This window comes from Streptomyces sp. NBC_00654 (assembly GCF_026341775.1).
GTDB lineage: Bacteria > Actinomycetota > Actinomycetes > Streptomycetales > Streptomycetaceae > Streptomyces.
Window position 1 is genome coordinate 2102008 of the sequence record NZ_JAPEOB010000001.1, and the last position, 19117, is coordinate 2121124.

A 19117-nucleotide genomic window follows, 5' to 3' on the forward strand; every position below is an offset into this window, starting at 1 on the left:
CAATACCGTCCGCCTCACCACCCCCGTGTCACTGCGGGGAGAGGCGGTGGGGAAGGGGCGGCGCCGCACGTGTGTACACCATGTCCACCCTCGTGCGGGTGATCCTTCCACCGGGGCGCAGTATGCGCTCCGCCGCATGACTACACTTCTCCCCATACACGCGTCAGGGCCCACAGTGTCGTGCGTCTACCACGCGGCTAGCCCCTCCACCGCCTGCGGCCGTCGGGACGGCCGTCCGCACTGGACTTGTGAGGACTCACGTGAGCTCGAAACCTGTCGTACTCATCGCTGAAGAGCTGTCGCCCGCAACGGTCGACGCCCTGGGTCCGGATTTCGAGATCCGGCACTGCAACGGCGCGGACCGCGCCCAGCTCCTCCCCGCGATCACCGATGTCGACGCCATCCTGGTGCGCTCCGCCACCAAGGTCGACGCCGAGGCCATCGCCGCCGCGAAGAAGCTCCGGGTCGTCGCCCGTGCCGGCGTCGGTCTGGACAACGTCGACGTCTCCTCGGCCACCAAGGCCGGTGTGATGGTCGTCAACGCCCCGACCTCCAACATCGTCACCGCGGCCGAGCTGGCCTGCGGCCTGCTCGTCGCCACCGCGCGGAACATTCCGCAGGCCAACACCGCCCTGAAGAACGGCGAGTGGAAGCGCTCCAAGTACACGGGCGTCGAGCTCAGCGAGAAGGTCCTCGGCGTCGTCGGCCTCGGCCGTATCGGTGTGCTGGTAGCCCAGCGGATGTCGGCCTTCGGCATGAAGATCGTCGCGTACGACCCCTATGTGCAGCCGGCCCGCGCCGCGCAGATGGGCGTCAAGCTCCTCAGCCTGGACGAGCTGCTGGAGGTGGCCGACTTCATCACCGTCCACCTGCCCAAGACCCCCGAGACGCTCGGCCTGATCGGTGACGAGGCGCTGCACAAGGTGAAGCCCTCGGTGCGCATCGTCAACGCCGCGCGCGGCGGCATCGTCGACGAGGAGGCGCTCGCCTCCGCGCTCAAGGAGGGCCGCGTCGCGGGTGCCGGTCTGGACGTGTACACCAAGGAGCCCTGCACCGACTCCCCGCTGTTCCAGTTCGACCAGGTCGTCTGCACCCCGCACCTCGGCGCCTCCACCGACGAGGCCCAGGAGAAGGCGGGCATCGCGGTCGCCAGGTCCGTGCGTCTCGCCCTCGCCGGTGAGCTGGTACCGGACGCGGTCAATGTCCAGGGCGGTGTGATCGCCGAGGACGTACGCCCCGGACTGCCGCTCGCCGAGAAGCTCGGCCGCATCTTCACCGCCCTCGCGGGCGAGGTGGCGGCCCGTCTCGACGTCGAGGTGTACGGCGAGATCACCCAGCACGATGTGAAGGTGCTGGAACTCTCCGCGCTCAAGGGCGTCTTCGAGGACGTCGTCGACGAGACCGTGAGCTACGTCAACGCCCCGCTCTTCGCGCAGGAGCGCGGTGTCGAGGTCCGCCTCACCACCAGCTCCGAGTCGCCCGACCACCGCAATGTGGTGACCGTCCGCGGCACGCTGTCGAGCGGCGAGGAGGTCGCGGTCTCCGGCACGCTGGCCGGCCCGAAGAACCTCCAGAAGATCGTGGCGATCGGCGAGCACGATGTGGACCTGGCGCTGGCCGACCACATGGTCGTGCTGCGCTACCAGGACCGTCCCGGTGTCGTCGGCGCGGTCGGCAAGATCCTCGGCGAGGCCGGGCTGAACATCGCGGGCATGCAGGTCTCGCGGGCCGACGTGGGCGGCGAGGCGCTCGTCGTGCTCACCGTCGACGACAACGTCCCGCAGTCCGTGCTGAACGAGATCTCCGTGGAGATCGGCGCCTCCTCGGCCCGTTCGGTGAACCTCACCGACTGACCGCCGTACCGGCCGGACACCGTACCCGGCAGGTGGACGAACGCCCGGCGCGCGTCCAGCTGCCGGGTACGGTGCGTCAGGGAGCGGGGGCGGCGTCCGCGGGGCGCGGCCCCATGCCCCCGGCCGGACCCGGAACGGCGGCCGGGCCGGGTTCCGGAGCCGTCACCCAGCCCATGTCCCGTGCGTACCAGCCGAGTTGGAAGCGGGTCGTCGCCCCGGCCCGGTCCATCAGGCGTTTGATCCGGCGCTGCACCGTACGCGCCGACGCGCCCAGACGCTGCGCGATCGCCTCGTCGGTGAGCCCGCCGAGCAGCAGTCCGAGCACCGCCGTGTCGTCCTCGCCGCGCCACTCGGCCGGCATCGGACGGGACCGGGCCCATGTCTGCTCGAAGAGCCCGACCAGGGCCGCGACGATGCCCGAGGCATGGACGATGACCGCCCGGTCGTGCAGCCGCGCCGGGTCGGCCAGCAGGGGCAGCAGCGCCATTCTGCGGTCCACCACCAGGAGTTTGGTCGGCAGTTCGTCCGCCACCCGGATCTCCATGCCGTGACTGATGCCCTCGTGCAGGGTGTCCGGCATGGCTTCCAGGGCGTCCTTCGACACCAGCAGCCTGGCCCGTACCCCACGGGCCATCGCTATGCCGTCCCCCGGATTGTCCTGGCCCGTCACTGCCACCGGGAGCCCCTTGCTGAAGCAGAGCAGTTCGCTGCGCGCCCCCTGCTGCATCTGGATGAAGCGGTGCGCGATGGTGTCGCGTCCGTGCAGGATCTCGATGGCCCCGCCCTCGCCCCGGTGCCCGCTGGACTCCCGGTACGTTCCGTCGAGTTCGGTGATCTCGCCGGCCAGTGAGCGCAGCTCGTCCTGATGGATCGCGAGCAGGGCGCCGAGGGCCAGGGCGGGAGGCGCCGGTTCCCACAGTTCGCCGGCGCTGTCGCCGAGCCCCGTCCGGGCCGAGACCAGGCCCGACGCGCGCAGCGAGACCAGCGCCCGCTCGGTCCGCTCCCGCCCGGTCCCGCAGAGCCGCGCCGCGTCGGCGGCGGTGAGAGGGCCGTGTGCGACGAGCGTGCGATACAGCTCCTCGTCCTCCGGAGACATGCCCAGCCTGCCCAGCACGGTGTCCACCCCTTCTGTACCGGTCCCGGCGCGCCGGCCGGCACCTGCTCGGCGCCGTCGCGGTGCCGAGTTCCTGCCAAGGGCGTGGACCCGCCGGGAACCCCCATTGTCGCAGCCCTGTCACCACGGCAGACATCGGGCGACATCAGTTCCCTCCGCGTCTCCGGGAGGGCATGTCATGGGCAGACGTCACATACATCTGGCGGCCGCCCCCGCCCTTGACGTACCACCCCTCCCAGGGGGCGGCCCCGGCCGGGCCCGGCCGGGGCCGTGTGGGGCAACGGGGCGGGATGGGCCCTTTGTTGGGCCCTGGGGCCCACGACGGGAAAGGGGCCTTGGCCCTAGCGTGGGCGGTTGTCATGTCGCTCACTGACAGCGGGGGTTGGGGGCACGTATGTCTGCGATCGGTGGCATACCCATGTCAGGAGCGGCCGCTCCGGCGCACGGGCCGGCGCGGCGCGAGCTGCCCCGCCCGCTCGCCACGGCACGCGTCCTGCTCGTCGTGCTGTTCGGTGCGACGGTCATCGGCGGACTCGGGCTGTTCGGCTCGGCGCTCGCCGTCGACGCGATGGGCGCGCAGGTACTCGGAGTCCTGCTGTACGCCTCCGCTCCCGGAGTCCTCGCCCTGCTGCTGGCCCGGCACGTCCGGACCGGTGGCAAGCGGGTGTGGTGGGGGCTGACGGCCCTCCAGGCGTGGCTGGTCCTCGGCGGCGTGGCCAACATCGGTGACGGATCGGCGCACGGCTTCACCCAGTTGGTCCTGCCGGTACTGATCCTGGTGTTCCTCACCCGCAAGCAGAGCCGCGCGTGGTTCCTGCTGCCGCAGGGGCAGCGGGGGGAGAAGCCCAGGTTCTCGCTCCCGCACATGATCACCTGGCGGCGTGACCGGGGGCAGTCGGCCCTGGAGTATCTGGGCCTGGTCCTGATCGTCGTCGCCCTCATCGGGGCGATGACGGCGGGCGGCCTCGGCGGCCGTATCACCGAGGGCCTCCAGTCGGCGATCTGCTCGCTCACCGGTTCCTCGTGCCCGGTGTCCGGGGGCGGATCGGTGGAGGCCGGCGGTGGTACGGAGGGCGCCACCGGAGGTACGGAGGGCGGCTCCACCGAGGGCGCGGACGGCGGCTCCACCGGAGGTACGGAGGGCTCGACCGTCACGGGCGGCACCGGCTCCACCGGGGGCACGGACGGTTCCACGGGCGGTACGGGCGGCGACACGGGCGGCTCCTCCGGCAGCACGGAGGGCGGCTCATCGGGCGGTACGGGCGGCGACACGTCCGGCACCGGTACGGGCGGCGGTGAAGCGACCGGCGGTGAATCGACCGGCGGTGAATCGACCGGCGGTTCGTCCGGCGGTACGGGCGGCCCCGACGACGACGGCCGTCCGGGCACCGGTGAGGACACCTTCCCCGAGGGCGGCGAGGAGCCCGAGGCCGACCACGACCGGCCCGCGGCCGCCGAGGGTGACGACGAGGCCGGGAACGGCGGCGGCGACCAGGCCGAGGAGAAGGAGGACTGCGGCGGCTGGGGCTTCTTCGGATGCGCCTGGGACCGGACGACCCAGGTGGTCAAGGGTGTCGCGGTCGACGGTATCTGGGGCGACGTCACCGGCATCATCGATCTCTTCAAGCCGGAGACCTGGTCCGGCATCGCCGACTACGGCAGCCAGCTCGGCGACCAGTGGATGCAGGACTCCAAGGGCGCCGGCGACAAGTGGGACGACGGCGACTACCTCGGCGCGATCTGGGACTGGACCACGGCTTCCGGCAACACCGTGGGCAAGGTCGCCGACGACGTGTTCGTCGGCGACGAGGTCCGCGAGCGCTGGAACAACGGTGAGAAGACCCGGGCCGTCACGGACGTCGTCTGGAACATCGGCTCCCTCTTCATCCCCGGCTACGACGTCGCGAAGGTCGTCGGCAAGGTCGGCACGCTCGGCAGACTGGGCAAGATCGCCGAGCAGGTGGCCGAGGCCGCCGGGGACGCGGGCGCCGCGGCGCGCCGGGCCCGCAAGGCCGCCGACCTCGGGGACCTCGACGGGGTGCGCAAGGCGGCGAAGGAGGCCGACGACGCCGCCGACGCGGCCGAGGACGCGGCCCGCAGGACCGGCTGTGTCATCGCGTCCGGGCCGCCCCTGGTGCGTTACGGCGGCTCCACCGGAGGCGGTGGCTCCACCGGGGTCGCCGGTGCCGGTACCGGCGTACTGGCCTCCGGATCCACCGGCCGCGTCATCCTCGCGGACGGCGGGTGCGACGAGGCGGCCAAGGCCAAGGCCAAGGAGGCCCGCGACCAGGAACGCGCCGCCCACCTGGACCAGAAGCGGCTGGAGGAGCCGGAGCGGGCGCGCAAGGCCGAGCTGGAGAAGAAGCAGTACCCCGAGGCCAACCGCAACGACACCTCCGACCCGCGCAACTACAACCCGCCCTCCTGGGCCGAGGACCTGAAGGACCGCACGCTCGGCGACGCGGACCTCGGCGACGGCTACTGGGCCAGCCGCGACCGCAACCCGGCGCCCAACTGGAAGAACGAGTCCTGGCTCCGCTACCAGGAGCAGGTCACCGGGACCAACCGCGGCCAGGAGTACGTCGTACCGCACCCCAAGGAGGGCAAGCCCGCCGTGGAGTACGACGGCTGGGACTCCGGACGGCAGACCTTCCTGGAGGCGAAGAACGGCTACGGCAGCTACCTCTCGAAGACGGACAGCGGCACCCTCACCCAGTCGGGCCGGGACAAGTTCGTCACCGAGGCGCGGTCCCAGGTCGAGGCGTCCGGCGGGCGCGCCGTCGAATGGCACTTCTCCGACCCGGACGTCGCCAAGGCGGCCCGCAAGGCCTTCCGTGACGAGGGACTGCCGGTCAAGGTCGTCTACAGCAAGCCGAAGCCGAACGACAGCACCAGGAAACCGGGTGCCTTCGACGAGTAGCCTGCACGGCGTGGTGCCCCGGCCCGGCCGGGGGCCACGTCCGACGGACGACGGTCGACGGAGGAAGAGCGGATGCGACGTGTAGTGCGGGGTTTCTGGGGGCCCAGGCCGGAGCCGGCCCAGGCGCTGGCGGGACGCTGGAAGCGCGTGCTGGACGAACTCACGGAGCTGCTCCCGGCGGCGGCGGGTCCGCCGGCCGGGGCGGGTCCGGCGGGCGGGTGGCGGCAGATCCATCCGTCCGGACCCGACACGGAACTCCCGGCGACGGAGGACGCCCTTCTCGCGGCCCTGCTCACGGCACGGACGGCCGACGACTGGTCCGATGTCACCGGTACCGGACTGCGGCTCGCCCGCACGGGCGGGCCCGGCTGGAGGACGGAGATCAGCGGCCTGGCGGGCGGCGCCCCCGAGTTCCTGCTCCAGTCGTTCGTGATCACGCTCCACACGCCGGACGACGCGGCGGTCCCCGAGGCCGCGCTGCTCGCCGCGCTCGCCCGGGTGTGGGAGCCGGACTTCGGCGACGTGAGCGACGACGACCTGCTCGACGCGCTGGAGGACGACGCGGACCACTCGGTGGGCGACCCCCTGGTCGGCCGGGTCGGCCAGCTCTCCCCGGGCCGCGCCGCGCTGGTGCCGGACGAACTGAAGGCGTCCCGCGAGGAACTGCCCGGCGGCGGTGTGCTCCTGCGCATCGCGGAGCCCGGCGACACCGGCGCGGTGGTCCGCGCCTACGAGCGGCTGCGCGAGGCCGGGGCACTGCGCCCGCTGCCCCGCCCGATGGACCGGGCCGCGCTGTGAGCGCCCGCTCCGGCGAGCCGTTCGACACGGCACGGGCCGTCCGTGACATCGAGGACCTGCTGGCGGGCCCCGTACCGGCCACCGGGCCCACGGCGGGGGAGGGCGACCCGGACACCGGCGAGTGGACGGCGACCGGCGGCGCGGGCTTCCGGATCGTCCCGCTCTGGGAGGGCGACCCGCTCACCGGGGTGTACGCCCCCGAGTGGAACGACGCCGAGGAGGCGTCCGAGGCCCATCTCGCCGCCCTCGTCGGGGAACTGGACGCCCGGTGGGGCGCGCACCGGGCGGTGCCGATGCATGTGCCGCTCCTCCGGAAGCAGGAGGGCGCGCCCCTGCCGCCGCTGTTCGACGCGCTGCTCGGTGAGGACCTCTACGGCGACCTGACCGTATGGGGCCCGGTGCCGGAGGGCGCGCCGGACCGCTGGATCGGGGTGAGCGTCGGGCACAGCGACGGGGACGCGCCGCTGGTGATGGCGGCCCTCGTCAGTGACCGGCCGGTCACCGAACTGCCGGACGCGGCGCACTGAGCCGCCGGGACGGATGGGCCGGGGAGGCCGGAATGACCGGAACGGCAGTGGTCGTCGGAGCGGGAATCGGCGGGCTGGCGACGGCGATCGGACTGCGCCGCGCGGGGTGGTCGGTCTCGGTCGTCGAGCGGCGGACGGAGACGGCGCGTTACGGCACCGCGCTCGGCATCCACCCCACCGCGCAGTCCGCACTCGAACGCCTGGGCGTGGACGCGGCGTTCGGCGGCCGCGCGGTCCCCTACCGGGGAGCGCGGATCCGCACCCCGGAGGGCAGAGTGCTGGCGAGCCTCCCGCTGGAGCGGATCGAGCGGAAGGCCGGCCGCCCCGAGCTGCTGATCTCGCGGCCCCATCTGATCGACGCCCTGCTGGCCGCGCTGGACGCCTTCGGGGACGTACCGCTCACGTACGGGGAGAACGTCTTCGACGTCGAGGCGCTGGTGACCGGTCATGACCTGGTGGTGGGCGCCGACGGCATCCGCAGCGTCGTGCGCGCCGCGTACTTCGGTGAGCGCAGCGGCCCGCGCGAGGTGGGGACCGTCGCCTGGATCGGGACCGCCGACTTCGAGAGCGGCATCCACGGCGAGACCTGGGGCAGCGGCCGGTTCTTCGGCATGACGCCGGTCGAGCCGGGCCGCACCAACTGGTACGCCACCGTCCCCGGGACCGTCCCCGCCGGGGATCTGCCGGGGTACTTCGAGGGCTGGCACGACCCCATCCCGCGCATCCTGACCGAGACCGACCCGGCCGGCTGGATCAGCTACGGGATCCGGCACCTGTTCCCCGCGCTGCCGGCCTTCGTCCGCGCCGGGAAGGTCGCGCTGGTCGGTGACGCCGCGCACGCCATGACGCCCAACCTGGGCCAGGGCGCGTGCACGGCGGTCCTCGACGCGGAGGCCCTGGCCCGGAACGTCGCCCGGCACGGCCGGTCCGCACTGCCCGCCGCCCTGCGCGGCTACGACGCGGAACGCCGCCGCAGCGCCCAGCGGGTCGCGTTCGGCTCCCGCGGGCTGCACCGCTTCATGACCACCGGCCGCACCGGCCTGCGCGACTCGCTGGTCCGCCTGCTGCCGGGCTGAGCGGGGGCGGCACCGGCCCCGGTCCCGCCGCCGCTCACAGCCGGGCCCCCTTCAGGGCCATGTGCAGCAGCAGCCGGTCCTCGCCGTCGTTCAGGTCGAGGCCGGTGAGCTGCTGGACCCGGGAGAGGCGGTAGTAGAGGGTCTGGCGGTGGATGCCCAGCTCCGCCGCCGTCCGGCTCGCCTGGCCCGCGCAGTCGAGGAACACCTCGGCGGTCCTGGCCAGCTCCGTGTGCGGCGGGGTCAGCAGCGTGACGACCGCCGGGTCCGGGGCGCTGTCCGGGGGCCGGGGGAGCGCGGTCAGCAGGCGGTACGGGCCGATGGCCGACCACTCGGCGACCGGGCCGAAACGATTCTCCGCCGTCGCCGCGCGGGCGGCCGACGCCGCCTCGTGCCAGGAGCCGGCCAGCTCGGCCAGACCGCGCCGCGGCCGGGCGATGCCCCCCGCGGCGGACGGGCCCGCCGCGGTGCGGAGCCGGTCGGCGGCGCTCGTGGCCGGGTCCAGATGGCCGGCGGAGCGCAGCCGCACCAGGGCCGCCAGGGAGAGGGTGCCCGCACCGGACGGGGAGGGCACCGCCGCGAGGGCCGCCGCCGAGGGGACCGTACGCACCGATGGGGTGTCGTCCGCCCACGGCGTCACACACACCACGGTGTGCAGGCCGTCCGCGTCCGGGCCGAGCGCCTCGCGCAGCGCTGCCACGGCCATGTCGCGCTGCCAGCCGCGTTCCGCCGTGAGGACCGCGCCGAACTCCCGCGACAGGTCCGTGCCCGCCCGCGCCTCGTCGGAGAGCAGGGCACCGATCCGCGCCGCCACGTCCATCGCGGCGCCCAGCTGCTCGTCGGTGGGACCGGGGTCCGTGTCGAGCAGCCAGACATAACCGAGCACGACACCCCGATGGCGTACCGGGAGGCAGATCCGGCTCCGGAACACCCCGGCCTCCGGCGCGGCCGGAATCCGCACCGGTCCGGTCGCCCGTGTGATGCCGAAGCCCTCGAACCAGGCCCGGACCGCCGGGGTGGAGCGCCGGGTCAGGATCGAGCGCGTCCGGACGGGGTCCATGGCCGTGTCGTCGTCGCTGTCGTGCGCGCCGAAGGCGACCAGGCCGAAGTCCCGGTTCTCCAGGGTGGCCGGGGCATCGAGCAGGGTGGAGATCTCGTCGACCAGTTCCTGGTAATCGCCCTTCACCCGGCCATTCTCGCACCCCTTCAGACATATGTCTGAGGTCGTGGCCACAGATGCGTGACAGCTGTCGATGGCACAGGATCGGAGAGATCCCTAGATTTCACGGTGGTTCTCCGTGTCGTACCGGTTCGGTTCCCTTCGTCCCGGTACGGCCGTTCGTACGTACTTTCCGTGGAGGTGCCCCGTGCTGGGTCCCGTGATTCTCGCCGCGTCGCGCAGCGACAGGATGCGCCGGTTCATCTCGGCCGCGCCCGGCACCAAGCAGGTCGTCGACCGCTTCATCGCCGGTGAGACCGTCGACCAGGTCGTCCCGATCATCCAGGATGCCGCGGGCAAGGGCCTTGAGGTCACGCTGGACGTCGTGGGCGAGGACATCACCACCCCCGGGCAGGCCACCGCCGCGCGTGACGCGTACCTGGAGCTGGTCGGCCGCCTCAAGGAGCTGGGCCTGGGCACCAAGGCCGAGATGTCCGTGAAGCTGTCCATGTTCGGCCAGGCGCTGGAGGGCGGCCACGAGCTGGCCCTCGCCAATGTCCGCCCGGTCGTCGAGGCCGCCGCCGCGATCGGCACCACGGTCACCCTGGACGCCGAGGACCACACCACCCTCGACTCGATGTTCGCCATCCACGAGGAGCTGCGGAAGGACTTCCCGCAGACCGGATGCGTGATCCAGTCCTACCTGTTCCGCACCGAGGACGACGCCCGCCGCCTGGCCGCCGACGGCAGCCGCGTCCGCATCGTGAAGGGCGCCTACAAGGAGCCCGCCTCCGTCGCGTACCAGGACAAGGCCGAGATCGACAAGGCGTACGTCCGCATCGTCAAGATCCTCATGGAGGGCGAGGGCTACCCGATGATCGGGTCCCACGACCCGCGGCTCATCGCCATCAGCCAGGAGCTCGGCCGCAAGGCGGGGCGCAAACTGGATGAGTACGAGTTCCAGATGCTGTACGGCATCCGCAGCGACGAGCACGTCCGGCTCGCGGCCGAGGGCCACCGGATGCGCGTTTATACGGCGTACGGCACCGACTGGTACGGATACTTCATGCGCCGTCTCGCGGAGAAGCCGGCCAATCTGCTCTTCTTCGCCCGCTCCGTCCTCACCAAGGGCTGACCCACCCCCCGGCCGAACCCCATCCCGCCGAACCAAGGAGACAAGGCACTCATGGACGCTGTGACCCAGGTCCCCGCGCCGGTCAACGAGCCGGTCCACTCCTACGCCCCGGGCTCCCCCGAGCGCGCCCGCCTCGAAGTGAAGCTCAAGGAGCTCTCCGAGAACCCCATCGACCTGCCGATGACCATCGGCGGCGAGAAGCGGATGGGTGGCGGCGAGCGCTTCGACGTCGTACAGCCGCACAACCACAAGGCCGTCATCGGCACGTTCGCCGGTGCCACGCGGCAGGACGCGCAGGACGCGATCGACGCCGCGCTGGCCGCCGCCCCGGCGTGGCGCGCGATGTCCTTCGACGACCGCGCCGCGATCATCCTGCGCGCCGCCGAGCTGCTCTCGGGCCCCTGGCGCGAGACGCTGGCCGCGTCCACGATGCTCGGCCAGTCCAAGACCGCCCAGCAGGCCGAGATCGACACCCCCTGCGAGCTCATCGACTTCTGGCGCTTCAACGTGCACTACGCGCGCCAGATCCTCGCCGAGCAGCCCCCGGCCAACTCCCCGGGCGTGTGGAACCGCATGGACCACCGCCCGCTGGAGGGCTTCGTCTACGCGATCACGCCGTTCAACTTCACGGCCATCGCGGGCAACCTGCCCACCGCCCCGGCCCTGATGGGCAACGTCGTGGTGTGGAAGCCGTCCCCGACGCAGACCCACGCCGCGGTGCTGCTGATGCAGCTGCTGGAGGAGGCCGGGCTGCCCAAGGGCGTCATCAACCTGGTGACCGGTGACGGCATCGCCGTCTCCGAGGTGGCCCTGAACCACCGGGACCTGGCCGGAATCCACTTCACCGGTTCCACCCCGACCTTCCAGCACCTGTGGAAGACGGTCGGCAACAACATCGCCAACTACCGGACGTACCCGCGTCTGGTCGGCGAGACCGGCGGCAAGGACTTCGTCGTCGCGCACCCCAGCGCCGACCGTGCCGTACTGAAGACCGCGCTGACCCGTGGCTCCTTCGAGTACCAGGGCCAGAAGTGCTCGGCCTCCTCGCGGGCGTACGTGCCGGCCTCCATCTGGAACTCCGGTTTCCAGGAGGAGTTCGCGGCCGAGGTCGACGGCATCAGGATGGGTGACGTCACCGACCTGACGAACTTCATCGGCGCCGTCATCGACGAGCGTTCGTTCGCCAAGAACAAGGCCGCGATCGACCGGGCCCAGTCCGACCCGACCTGCACGGTCGTCGCGGGCGGCACGTACGACGACTCGGTCGGCTACTTCGTCCGTCCGACGGTCATCGTCTGCACCGACCCGGCCAACGAGGTCTTCACGACCGAGTACTTCGGCCCGATCCTCGCGATCCACGTCTACGAGGACGAGAAGTACGACGCCATGCTGGAGCAGATGGAGTCGGCCTCCGACTACGCGCTGACCGGCGCGGTCATCTCCAACGACCGTGCGGCGGCGGCGTACACGATGGAGAAGCTGCGGTACGCCGCGGGCAACTTCTACATCAACGACAAGTCGACCGGCGCCGTCGTCGGCCAGCAGCCCTTCGGCGGCGGCCGTGCCTCGGGCACCAACGACAAGGCGGGCGCCCCGCAGAACCTCCAGCGCTGGACGCTCACCCGCGCCATCAAGGAGACGCTGGTCCCGCCGACCGACTACACCTACCCCCACCAGGGCTGACCCTCCCTCCCGGGGCGCCGCAGCACGGCGCCCCGGGCCCTGAGTCCCGCCTCCCGACCGGCCCCCCTGCCGGCCGGGAGGCGGTTTCCATGTCCGGGCCCGTCACCGGGGCCGCGCGGCTCAGACCTCCACGATCACCTGGTCCAGCGACTTGCGCACCAGGTCCGGCACCTCGCAGTCCTCCGCCGGATATCCCACCGGGATCACCGCGAACGCCTTCTCGTTCTCCGGGCGGTCCAGCACCTCGCGCAGGAAGCGCATCGGGCTCGGGGTGTGGATCAGGGCCGCCAGCCCCGACAGATGCAGGGCCGACAGCAGCATCCCGACCGCGATGCCGACGGACTCGTCGACGTAGTAGTGCTTGTGCCTCGTGCCGTCCTCGCCCAGCCAGTACCGCTGCTGGAACACGACGATCAGGGCCGGCGCGTCCGTCATATGGGCCTTCACGGCGTCGGTGCCCAGCGGGCGGAGCGCCGCCAGCCACTCCTCGCCCAGCCTGCCGTCGTAGCTGATCTTCTCCTCGTGCTCGGCGGCCTCCCGGATCCGGCGCCGCACCTCGGGGTCCTTCACCAGAACGAATGTCCACGGCTGCTGGTGCGCGCCGGAGGGGGCGGTCGCCGCGCAGGCGATGGCGTCCCGCAGGACCTGTCCGGGCACCGGATCGGTGGAGAACCGGCGTACGGTCCTGCGTTCGTCCATCCGCTGTCGAAGCCGCTCGGCATGGGCCAGCGACTCCTCCGCGGGCATGCGCTCGGGGTGGTAGGGGACGGGTCGGTACGGGGTCCCGTGGAGCGGGGTCCACTGCTGGGGCGCGTCTGTCGTGTTCTCGGGCATGGCGGCAGTGTGAGGCGTGAACCGGGCGGGGAACAGGGGGCCTTCGGACAACGGAGCCGTCCGTCCCGGTCAGTGTCCGCGGAACGCGCCCGGCGCACGTCCCCGGGGTAATGCGCTCTTGCGGATTAGGTAATGGGCATGTCAAATTCCTTGCTCGGTACGTCCCCACGCGTCCCCCGAGAAGGAGCTCCCCATGAGACGCACCACCCGTGCCCGCGTCGGCGTTTCCCTTCTGCTCGTCATCGGTACCCTCGGCCTCGGCGCGGCTCCCTCCGGAGCCGCCGGTGTTCCCGCCGGTGTCCCCGCCGCGGACCCCGCCCCCACCCCCGCCGCGTACGCCCTCGACGCCACCCTGGAGCAGCGGCTCGGGGACGCCACCGCCGGGAGCTACCTCGACCGCGGGACCGGCGACCTCGTCGTCACCGTCACCACCGACCGCGCCGCCGAACAGGCCAGGGCGGCCGGCGCCACCGTGCGCCGGGTGACGCGCGGCGCCGCGGAACTGCGCGCCGCCATGGACACCCTGGAGGCCGAGGCGAAGATCACCGGCACCTCCTGGGGCATCGACCCCCGGACCAACCAGGTCGCGGTGGAGGCCGACCGGTCGGTCTCCGCCCGGGACATGGCCCGCCTCGGGGCCGTCGCGGACCGGCTGGACGGTGCCGTACGCATCGCCAGGGTGCCCGGCGTCTTCCACCGGGAGGTCCTGGGCGGCGGCGCCATCTACGGCGGCGGCAGCCGCTGCTCGGCCGCCTTCAACGTCACCAAGGGCGGCGCGCGTTACTTCGTCACCGCCGGACACTGCACCAACATCTCCGCCAACTGGTCGGCCAGTTCCGGCGGGGCGGTCATCGGGGTCCGCGAGGGCACCAGCTTCCCGACCAACGACTACGGCATCGTGCGGTACACGGACGGCTCCTCGCCCGCCGGCAACGTGGACCTGTACAACGGCGGCACCCAGGACATCGCCTCGGCCGCCGACGCCGTCGTGGGCCAGTCCCTCAGCAAGAGCGGTTCCACCACCAAGGTGACCAGCGGCACCGTCACCGCCGTCAACGTCACCGTCAACTACGGGGACGGGCCCGTCTACAACATGGTCCGCACCACCGCCTGCTCCGCGGGCGGCGACAGCGGCGGCGCCCACTTCGCCGGCTCCGTCGCCCTCGGCATCCACTCCGGCAGCTCCGGCTGCACCGGCACCAGCGGCTCCGCCATCCACCAGCCGGTCAAGGAGGCCCTGGCCGCCTACGGCGTGACCGTGTACTGACGGTCCCGCACCTCCGCCGCGGGCAGAACCGGTCCGCCCCGTCCGCCCGGTCCGCCCCGCCCCGTCCGCCCGGTCCGCCCCGCCCCGTCCGCCCGGTCCGCCCCGCCCCGTCCGCCCGGTCCGCCCCGCCCCGTACGCCCGGTCCGCCCCGCGCCGTCCGCCCGGTCCGCGCCGTCCGCCCCGCGCCGCGCCGCCCGGGGCGGACGGCTCAGGCCCACCCGTGCACGATCAGCGAGAGCCCCGCCGTGAAGCCGCCGCCCAGCAGCACCAGATAGCGCCCGTAGTGCCTGCGGTGGCGCCGCATCAGCAGCCCGAACGCCGCGAAGCCCAGGCCCACCGACAGCGTCCGCGCCCCGCGCGCCGTCGTGGACGCGAGGAGCCAGTCACCGGCCGGCACTCCGGCCCGGCCCGCCTCGGCGCCGTACACCTTGAACGGGATGCCGTTCCACGGCTGCTGCCGCACCGCCGAAGCCCCGTGGAGCGCCAGGCCCTGACGGACCTCCGCCCGCATCCGCTCCGTGGTCAGCGGCGCGGGCAACTGCACTCCCGCCGAAGCCAGTTGAAGGGCCAGCAGGCCGCCCGCCACGCTGCCCGCCAGCGCCCCCAGCGACATCCTCCACGCCGCGCGCGGCACCGCCACGCACACCACCCCGAGCAGCAGCTCCGGCATCAGCGGCCAGCTCAGCGCCTCCGCCAGTGCCCAGACGAAGGCCAGCGGCACCCCCCACCGGGAGGTGACGACCGAGGCCACCCGGCGGCGCGCCGCCGAGTCCACGAGCGGCTCGGCGACGGTACGGGAGTGCAGCGCCACGACCGCGTCCCGGGCCGCGTCCGGGGAGACGGCCGCGGGCAGCGGCTCCCCGATCGTCACCCGTACCAGGGCCGAGCGCAGCCGCCCGTGCTTGGGCAGCAGCCGGTCCGTACCCGCGATGCCGACCGGCACCACCGGCACCCCCGCACGCTCCGCCAGCACCAGCGCCCCGCGGTGGAAGGAGCCCAGTTCACCGTTCTGGCCCCGGGTGCCCTCGGGGAACAGCACGACCGCCCGGCCCGCCCGCAGCCCGTCCTCCATCGCGAGCAGATCGCCCATGCCGCCCCCGCCGCGCCGCACCGGGAACCCGGCCGCGAGCCTGCGGCAGATCCGGCGCCGCCACGGAGAGGCGAACCAGTAGTCCGCGGCCGCCCCGATGGCCGGGGAGTGCCGGGCGTCCAGTGCCGCGAGAAGAGCGGCGGTGTCGGCGTGCGAGGAGTGGTTCGCGACGACGACACAGCCGCCGCGCGGCAGCCGCCCGCGCCGCTCCACCCCGCCCGTCAGGCTCAGCACCGCCCACCACAGGCCCCGGCGCAGCGTGGCGGCGAAGCGGGAGCGCGCGGGGAGCACCACCCGGCCGGGCGCGGTGTCCAGGGTCGTCATCACATCATCACCATCGCCAGGAGAAGGGCCACGAGCAGGGAGTCGATCCGGTCCAGGAGGCCGCCGAACCCGGGCAGCCAGCTCCCCGCGTCCTTCACCCCGGACTCGCGCTTGACCATCGATTCGATGAGGTCGCCGAGGACACAGCCGCCGAGCACCGCGGCCCAGAGCCTCACCGAGAACTCCCCGAGCACGAGCAGGAGCACGGCCGTGGCGAGAGCCGCGCCCAGCACCCCCGCCCAGGTCTTGTTGGGGGAGAGCGGGGAGAGCCGCCGGGCGAGCGGACCCCGCCGCCCCAGGGCCGTACCGCCGCACCAGGCACCGACATCACCGAGCGCCACCGCGAGGCCCACCACCACCGCCGTCTCGCCCAGCGTCACCAGTCCGGTCAGCGCGACCGGGATCCACAGCAGCCCGAAGGCCGTGCGGGCACCGCGGGTGAAACCGGCGCCGTCGTCGCCCGACAGCACCGGGGGCAGCGCCGCCACGAGCGGCAGCAGGGCCGCCGCCCGCACATCCAGGAGCTCCGGAGCCAGCCACGCCAGGGCGGGCGCCCCCACCGCCGCCGCGATCAGCACCGCGTGGTCGCCCTGCCGCAGCCCGGCCATCCGGACGAACTCGGTCACCGCGACGACCCCGAGCCCGGCGGCCAGCGCGAACGTACCGCCGCCGCCCAGGAAGTACGCCCCCAGGAAGACCGGCGCCACCAGCGCCCAGGTCCTCCACCGTCTGCGCAGCTCGGCCCGCATCCGGACCTTCGACGGCAGTACGGCCACGGCCACCCCGCCCGCCCCCAGCACACCCGCGACCAGCGGAACGGCACGGGCCGCCGCCTCCTCGGCGATCAGTACGGCGCTCATGCCAGCTCCCGCCGGAGTCCGGCCAGCCGGAGCACCGCGGTGAGCAGCGAACCGACGGCGATCACGATGAGCACCGGGACGGCCCAGCCGCTCGCCGCCGCGACGACGGCCAGCAGACAGCGTTCGGTCTTGCCGACCGGGCCGCCGTTGCGCCGGGGCGCCCCGGCCGCCGCGCCCGCCAGCGACACCCAGGACGGCAGGGTCGCCGCCAGCGCGGCCACCGCCACCAGCCACAGCGGGGCGAGCGTCAGGAACCCGGCGAGCACGAGCAGATCGGCCGCGCGGTCGCCCAGTTCGTTGAGGACCGCGCCGCGCCGGGTGGTCCGGCCGGTGTCACGGGCCAGCGCCCCGTCGAGGTTGGCGCACGCGAGCCGCGCCGCGAGCAGCACGGCGACCGGCAGCGCCGCGGGTCCGGCGGGCAGCCAGGCCAGCGCGGCGGCCCCGCCGGCCGCCGCGGCCACGCCCGCCGCGGTGAGGGTGTCGGGCGACACCTCACGGCGGACGAGAGAGGCGCGGACACCGGCGAGCCGGTTCGCGTACCAGGGCTTGAGAGCGTAGAGGCCGTTCATGGGGGCAACTCTCGTGCGACGCACAGTTCTTCGAAACGGCCCGGATACTCAACCGGACACTGAGTACCCGGGGGAGGACGGCGGCAGGGCCTGGGTACATCACCGCCGCGGCCGCCCCGGACCCCGCCGGTGCTCTCCGGCGACGGGGCGGCCGCCGTCTCAGATAGTAGGAAGTCCGAGTAATTGTGGAGACAGAGCGGCCCGGCTGTCCTAGCTTTGTAGGAGCCGAACGACTCGCTCGATCCAGCGACGGGTGATGGTGAGCGCGCCACGGAGCAGGCAACCCCTGCGGCGTACACTCCCCACCCCTTCCGGCGCCTCGGAATCCCGCTCACGACTGCCGGCGTCCGCCTTCCCCGGATCCCGGAACCGGCATCCACGCGATCTCAAGGAGTCGATCCACCATGGCCGAGACGACTGTCCGCCGCCGCGTCCGTCACACCCCCCGCCCGACCGAGTCGGAGCGCGAGAACGCCGCCGCCGCCCTGCAGCGCGCCCTGGACCGCAGGGACAACGGCGGCTCCACCGGCCACTGAGCCCACCGGCGTCCGGTCCCGGTGACCTGGGCGATCCCGAAGCGGTCGACGCGTTCGCCCGGCTCGGGGGATGTCCGTGCCCCGAAGGATCAGCCCGCGGAGCATGTCCGTATGGTGGACATCGGATGTCATGGGATGGGACGCATGGTTAGGCTGGCGTCATGTCTCGCAGCATCGATCTCGCAGTGATCCCCGGTGACGGAATCGGCCAGGAAGTCGTGGCCCAGGGCCTCAAGGTCCTCAACGCTGTCCTCCCGCAGGACGTGAAGCTGGAGACCAAGGAGTACGACCTCGGCGCCCGGCGCTGGCACCGCACCGGTGAGACCCTCCCGGACGCGGAGCTCGACGCGCTGAAGAACCACGACGCCATCCTGCTCGGTGCGATCGGTGACCCGTCCGTGCCCTCCGGCGTCCTGGAGCGGGGGCTGCTGCTGAAGCTGCGTTTCGCCTTCGACCACTTCATCAACCTGAGGCCGTCGAAGCTCTTCCCGAACACCGCGACGCCGCTGGCCGGCCGCCCCGACATCGACTTCGTCGTCGTCCGCGAAGGCACCGAAGGCCCCTACACGGGCAACGGCGGCTCGCTGCGCACCGGCACCCCCGCCGAGGTCGCCACCGAGGTCAGCGTCAACACGGCGTACGGCGTCGAGCGTGTCGTCCGCGACGCCTTCGAGCGGGCGAACGCCCGGCCGCGCAGGAAGCTGACGCTGGTCCACAAGAACAACGTCCTCGTCTACGCCGGGCACCTGTGGAAGAACACCTTCGACCGGATCGCGGCCGAGTACCCCGAGGTCAGCACGGACTATCTGCACGTCGACGCCGCGACGATCTTCTTCGTCACCCAGCCGGAGCGCTTCGACGTCATCGTCACCGACAACCTCTTCGGTGACATCCTCACCGACCTCGCCGCCGCCGTGACCGGCGGCATCGGCCTGGCCGCGTCCGGCAACATCAACCCGACGGGCACCTTCCCGTCGATGTTCGAGCCGGTCCACGGCTCTGCCCCCGACATCGCGGGCCAGGGCAAGGCCGACCCGACCGCCACGATCCTCTCCGTCGCCCTCCTGCTGCGCCACCTCGGCTACGAGACCCAGGCCGCGCGCATCGAGGACGCCGTCTCCGCAGACCTCGCGGAGCGCGACGGGAGCTCCACCCGTACCACCGACGAGATCGGCGACGCCCTCGCGGTACGGGTAGCGAGCTGACCCGACGACTCCACTTCGAAGCCGCCGGGTCGCAACCGCACCCGGCGGCTTCACCCGTGCGGCCTCCGGATGCCACCATCGACCACTGGACCGCATTCGCGCCATTTCGTCCACGGCCACCCGCGAGCGATAATCGAACGCGGGGCCGTGGCTTGCGGTAAAGCTCGGAC

At 72.9% G+C, this 19117-nt stretch carries 16 protein-coding genes; 10 read left to right on the top strand and 6 right to left on the bottom strand.

Features of this window, described 5'->3' with window-relative positions:
- Nucleotides 1–260 precede the first annotated feature (260 nt).
- Nucleotides 261–1853: a phosphoglycerate dehydrogenase gene (gene serA, locus OHA98_RS09145; RefSeq protein ID WP_266924138.1), complete on the top strand. Its 1593-nt coding sequence runs from the start codon at nucleotides 261–263 to the stop codon at nucleotides 1851–1853.
- A 76-nt stretch (nucleotides 1854–1929) separates the two neighbouring features.
- Here the strand turns inward: serA and OHA98_RS09150 are convergent, their stop codons facing one another.
- Nucleotides 1930–2967, bottom strand: a complete 1038-nt coding sequence (locus tag OHA98_RS09150; RefSeq protein WP_266924139.1) for a helix-turn-helix domain-containing protein — start codon at nucleotides 2965–2967, stop codon at nucleotides 1930–1932.
- Between the two features lie 394 nt (nucleotides 2968–3361).
- Between OHA98_RS09150 and OHA98_RS09155 the strand changes: the two genes are divergently transcribed.
- The 4 genes from OHA98_RS09155 (at nucleotide 3362) to OHA98_RS09170 (ending at nucleotide 8288) form a co-directional block, all read left to right on the top strand.
- Nucleotides 3362–5887: a Tox-REase-5 domain-containing protein gene (locus OHA98_RS09155; RefSeq protein ID WP_266924140.1), complete on the top strand. Its 2526-nt coding sequence runs from the start codon at nucleotides 3362–3364 to the stop codon at nucleotides 5885–5887.
- 72 nt (nucleotides 5888–5959) lie between these two features.
- The gene (locus OHA98_RS09160; RefSeq protein WP_266924141.1) at nucleotides 5960–6685 is read left to right on the top strand and encodes a hypothetical protein; all 726 of its coding nucleotides are present in this window, start codon (nucleotides 5960–5962) and stop codon (nucleotides 6683–6685) included.
- Nucleotides 6682–7212: a hypothetical protein gene (locus OHA98_RS09165; RefSeq protein WP_266924142.1), complete on the top strand. Its 531-nt coding sequence runs from the start codon at nucleotides 6682–6684 to the stop codon at nucleotides 7210–7212. Before OHA98_RS09160 ends, OHA98_RS09165 begins: the two co-directional genes overlap by 4 nt.
- Nucleotides 7213–7244: 32 nt before the next feature.
- Nucleotides 7245–8288 (top strand): NAD(P)/FAD-dependent oxidoreductase, encoded by a 1044-nt coding sequence (locus tag OHA98_RS09170; RefSeq protein WP_266924143.1) that lies wholly within the window; start codon nucleotides 7245–7247, stop codon nucleotides 8286–8288.
- Nucleotides 8289–8322: 34 nt separating this feature from the next.
- Here the strand turns inward: OHA98_RS09170 and OHA98_RS09175 are convergent, their stop codons facing one another.
- On the bottom strand, nucleotides 8323–9471 hold the full coding sequence (locus OHA98_RS09175; protein WP_266924144.1) for a CdaR family transcriptional regulator: 1149 nt from the start codon (nucleotides 9469–9471) through the stop codon (nucleotides 8323–8325).
- 181 nt (nucleotides 9472–9652) lie between these two features.
- Here OHA98_RS09175 and OHA98_RS09180 point away from each other — a divergent pair, with 181 nt between their 5' ends.
- Both OHA98_RS09180 and pruA read left to right on the top strand, forming a co-directional pair.
- On the top strand, nucleotides 9653–10579 hold the full coding sequence (locus OHA98_RS09180) for a proline dehydrogenase family protein (RefSeq protein ID WP_266924145.1): 927 nt from the start codon (nucleotides 9653–9655) through the stop codon (nucleotides 10577–10579).
- 51 nt (nucleotides 10580–10630) lie between these two features.
- A complete protein-coding gene (pruA, locus tag OHA98_RS09185) occupies nucleotides 10631–12262 on the top strand; it encodes an L-glutamate gamma-semialdehyde dehydrogenase (protein WP_266924146.1) in 1632 nt (543 codons plus the stop codon).
- A 120-nt stretch (nucleotides 12263–12382) separates the two neighbouring features.
- Here the strand turns inward: pruA and OHA98_RS09190 are convergent, their stop codons facing one another.
- Nucleotides 12383–13096 carry a nitroreductase family protein gene (locus OHA98_RS09190; RefSeq protein ID WP_266924147.1) on the bottom strand — a complete coding sequence of 238 codons (714 nt, stop codon included), beginning with the start codon at nucleotides 13094–13096 and terminating at the stop codon, nucleotides 12383–12385.
- A gap of 193 nt (nucleotides 13097–13289) precedes the next feature.
- Between OHA98_RS09190 and OHA98_RS09195 the strand changes: the two genes are divergently transcribed.
- Complete coding sequence (locus OHA98_RS09195; RefSeq protein ID WP_266924148.1) at nucleotides 13290–14363, top strand: S1 family peptidase; 1074 nt, start codon at nucleotides 13290–13292, stop codon at nucleotides 14361–14363.
- A gap of 208 nt (nucleotides 14364–14571) precedes the next feature.
- Here OHA98_RS09195 and OHA98_RS09200 read toward each other — a convergent pair whose 3' ends face one another.
- Genes OHA98_RS09200 through OHA98_RS09210 form a run of 3 tightly spaced genes read right to left on the bottom strand, consistent with a single transcriptional unit; the run spans nucleotide 14572 to nucleotide 17206 of the window.
- Nucleotides 14572–15777 (bottom strand): 1-acyl-sn-glycerol-3-phosphate acyltransferase, encoded by a 1206-nt coding sequence (locus tag OHA98_RS09200; protein ID WP_266924149.1) that lies wholly within the window; start codon nucleotides 15775–15777, stop codon nucleotides 14572–14574.
- A complete protein-coding gene (locus OHA98_RS09205; protein ID WP_266924150.1) occupies nucleotides 15777–16637 on the bottom strand; it encodes a phosphatidate cytidylyltransferase in 861 nt (286 codons plus the stop codon). Before OHA98_RS09205 ends, OHA98_RS09200 begins: the two co-directional genes overlap by 1 nt.
- Nucleotides 16634–17206, bottom strand: coding sequence for a CDP-alcohol phosphatidyltransferase family protein (locus OHA98_RS09210; RefSeq protein WP_266924151.1), 573 nt, complete (start codon nucleotides 17204–17206; stop codon nucleotides 16634–16636). The genes OHA98_RS09205 and OHA98_RS09210 overlap by 4 nt, the downstream gene beginning before the upstream one ends.
- A gap of 404 nt (nucleotides 17207–17610) precedes the next feature.
- On the opposite strand from OHA98_RS09210, the gene OHA98_RS09215 reads away from it, so the two are divergent.
- Both OHA98_RS09215 and OHA98_RS09220 read left to right on the top strand, forming a co-directional pair.
- Entirely contained in the window at nucleotides 17611–17742 is a 132-nt protein-coding gene (locus OHA98_RS09215) for a hypothetical protein (RefSeq protein ID WP_266924152.1), read from the top strand.
- Between the two features lie 161 nt (nucleotides 17743–17903).
- On the top strand, nucleotides 17904–18947 hold the full coding sequence (locus tag OHA98_RS09220) for a 3-isopropylmalate dehydrogenase (RefSeq protein ID WP_266924153.1): 1044 nt from the start codon (nucleotides 17904–17906) through the stop codon (nucleotides 18945–18947).
- Nucleotides 18948–19117: the final 170 nt, after the last annotated feature.

What these genes read in the sequence shown, in the direction of transcription:
- OHA98_RS09155 (WP_266924140.1), top strand. Translation starts at nt 3,362, where the DNA reads ATGTCTGCGATCGGTGGCATACCCATGTCAGGAGCGGCCGCTCCGGCG.
- OHA98_RS09160 (WP_266924141.1), top strand. Translation starts at nt 5,960, where the DNA reads ATGCGACGTGTAGTGCGGGGTTTCTGGGGGCCCAGGCCGGAGCCGGCC.
- OHA98_RS09170 (WP_266924143.1), top strand. Translation starts at nt 7,245, where the DNA reads ATGACCGGAACGGCAGTGGTCGTCGGAGCGGGAATCGGCGGGCTGGCG.
- pruA (WP_266924146.1), top strand. Translation starts at nt 10,631, where the DNA reads ATGGACGCTGTGACCCAGGTCCCCGCGCCGGTCAACGAGCCGGTCCAC.
- OHA98_RS09190 (WP_266924147.1), bottom strand. Translation starts at nt 13,096, where the DNA reads ATGCCCGAGAACACGACAGACGCGCCCCAGCAGTGGACCCCGCTCCAC.
- OHA98_RS09195 (WP_266924148.1), top strand. Translation starts at nt 13,290, where the DNA reads ATGAGACGCACCACCCGTGCCCGCGTCGGCGTTTCCCTTCTGCTCGTC.
- OHA98_RS09200 (WP_266924149.1), bottom strand. Translation starts at nt 15,777, where the DNA reads ATGACGACCCTGGACACCGCGCCCGGCCGGGTGGTGCTCCCCGCGCGC.
- OHA98_RS09205 (WP_266924150.1), bottom strand. Translation starts at nt 16,637, where the DNA reads ATGAGCGCCGTACTGATCGCCGAGGAGGCGGCGGCCCGTGCCGTTCCG.
- OHA98_RS09210 (WP_266924151.1), bottom strand. Translation starts at nt 17,206, where the DNA reads ATGAACGGCCTCTACGCTCTCAAGCCCTGGTACGCGAACCGGCTCGCC.
- OHA98_RS09215 (WP_266924152.1), top strand. Translation starts at nt 17,611, where the DNA reads ATGGCCGAGACGACTGTCCGCCGCCGCGTCCGTCACACCCCCCGCCCG.
- OHA98_RS09220 (WP_266924153.1), top strand. Translation starts at nt 17,904, where the DNA reads ATGTCTCGCAGCATCGATCTCGCAGTGATCCCCGGTGACGGAATCGGC.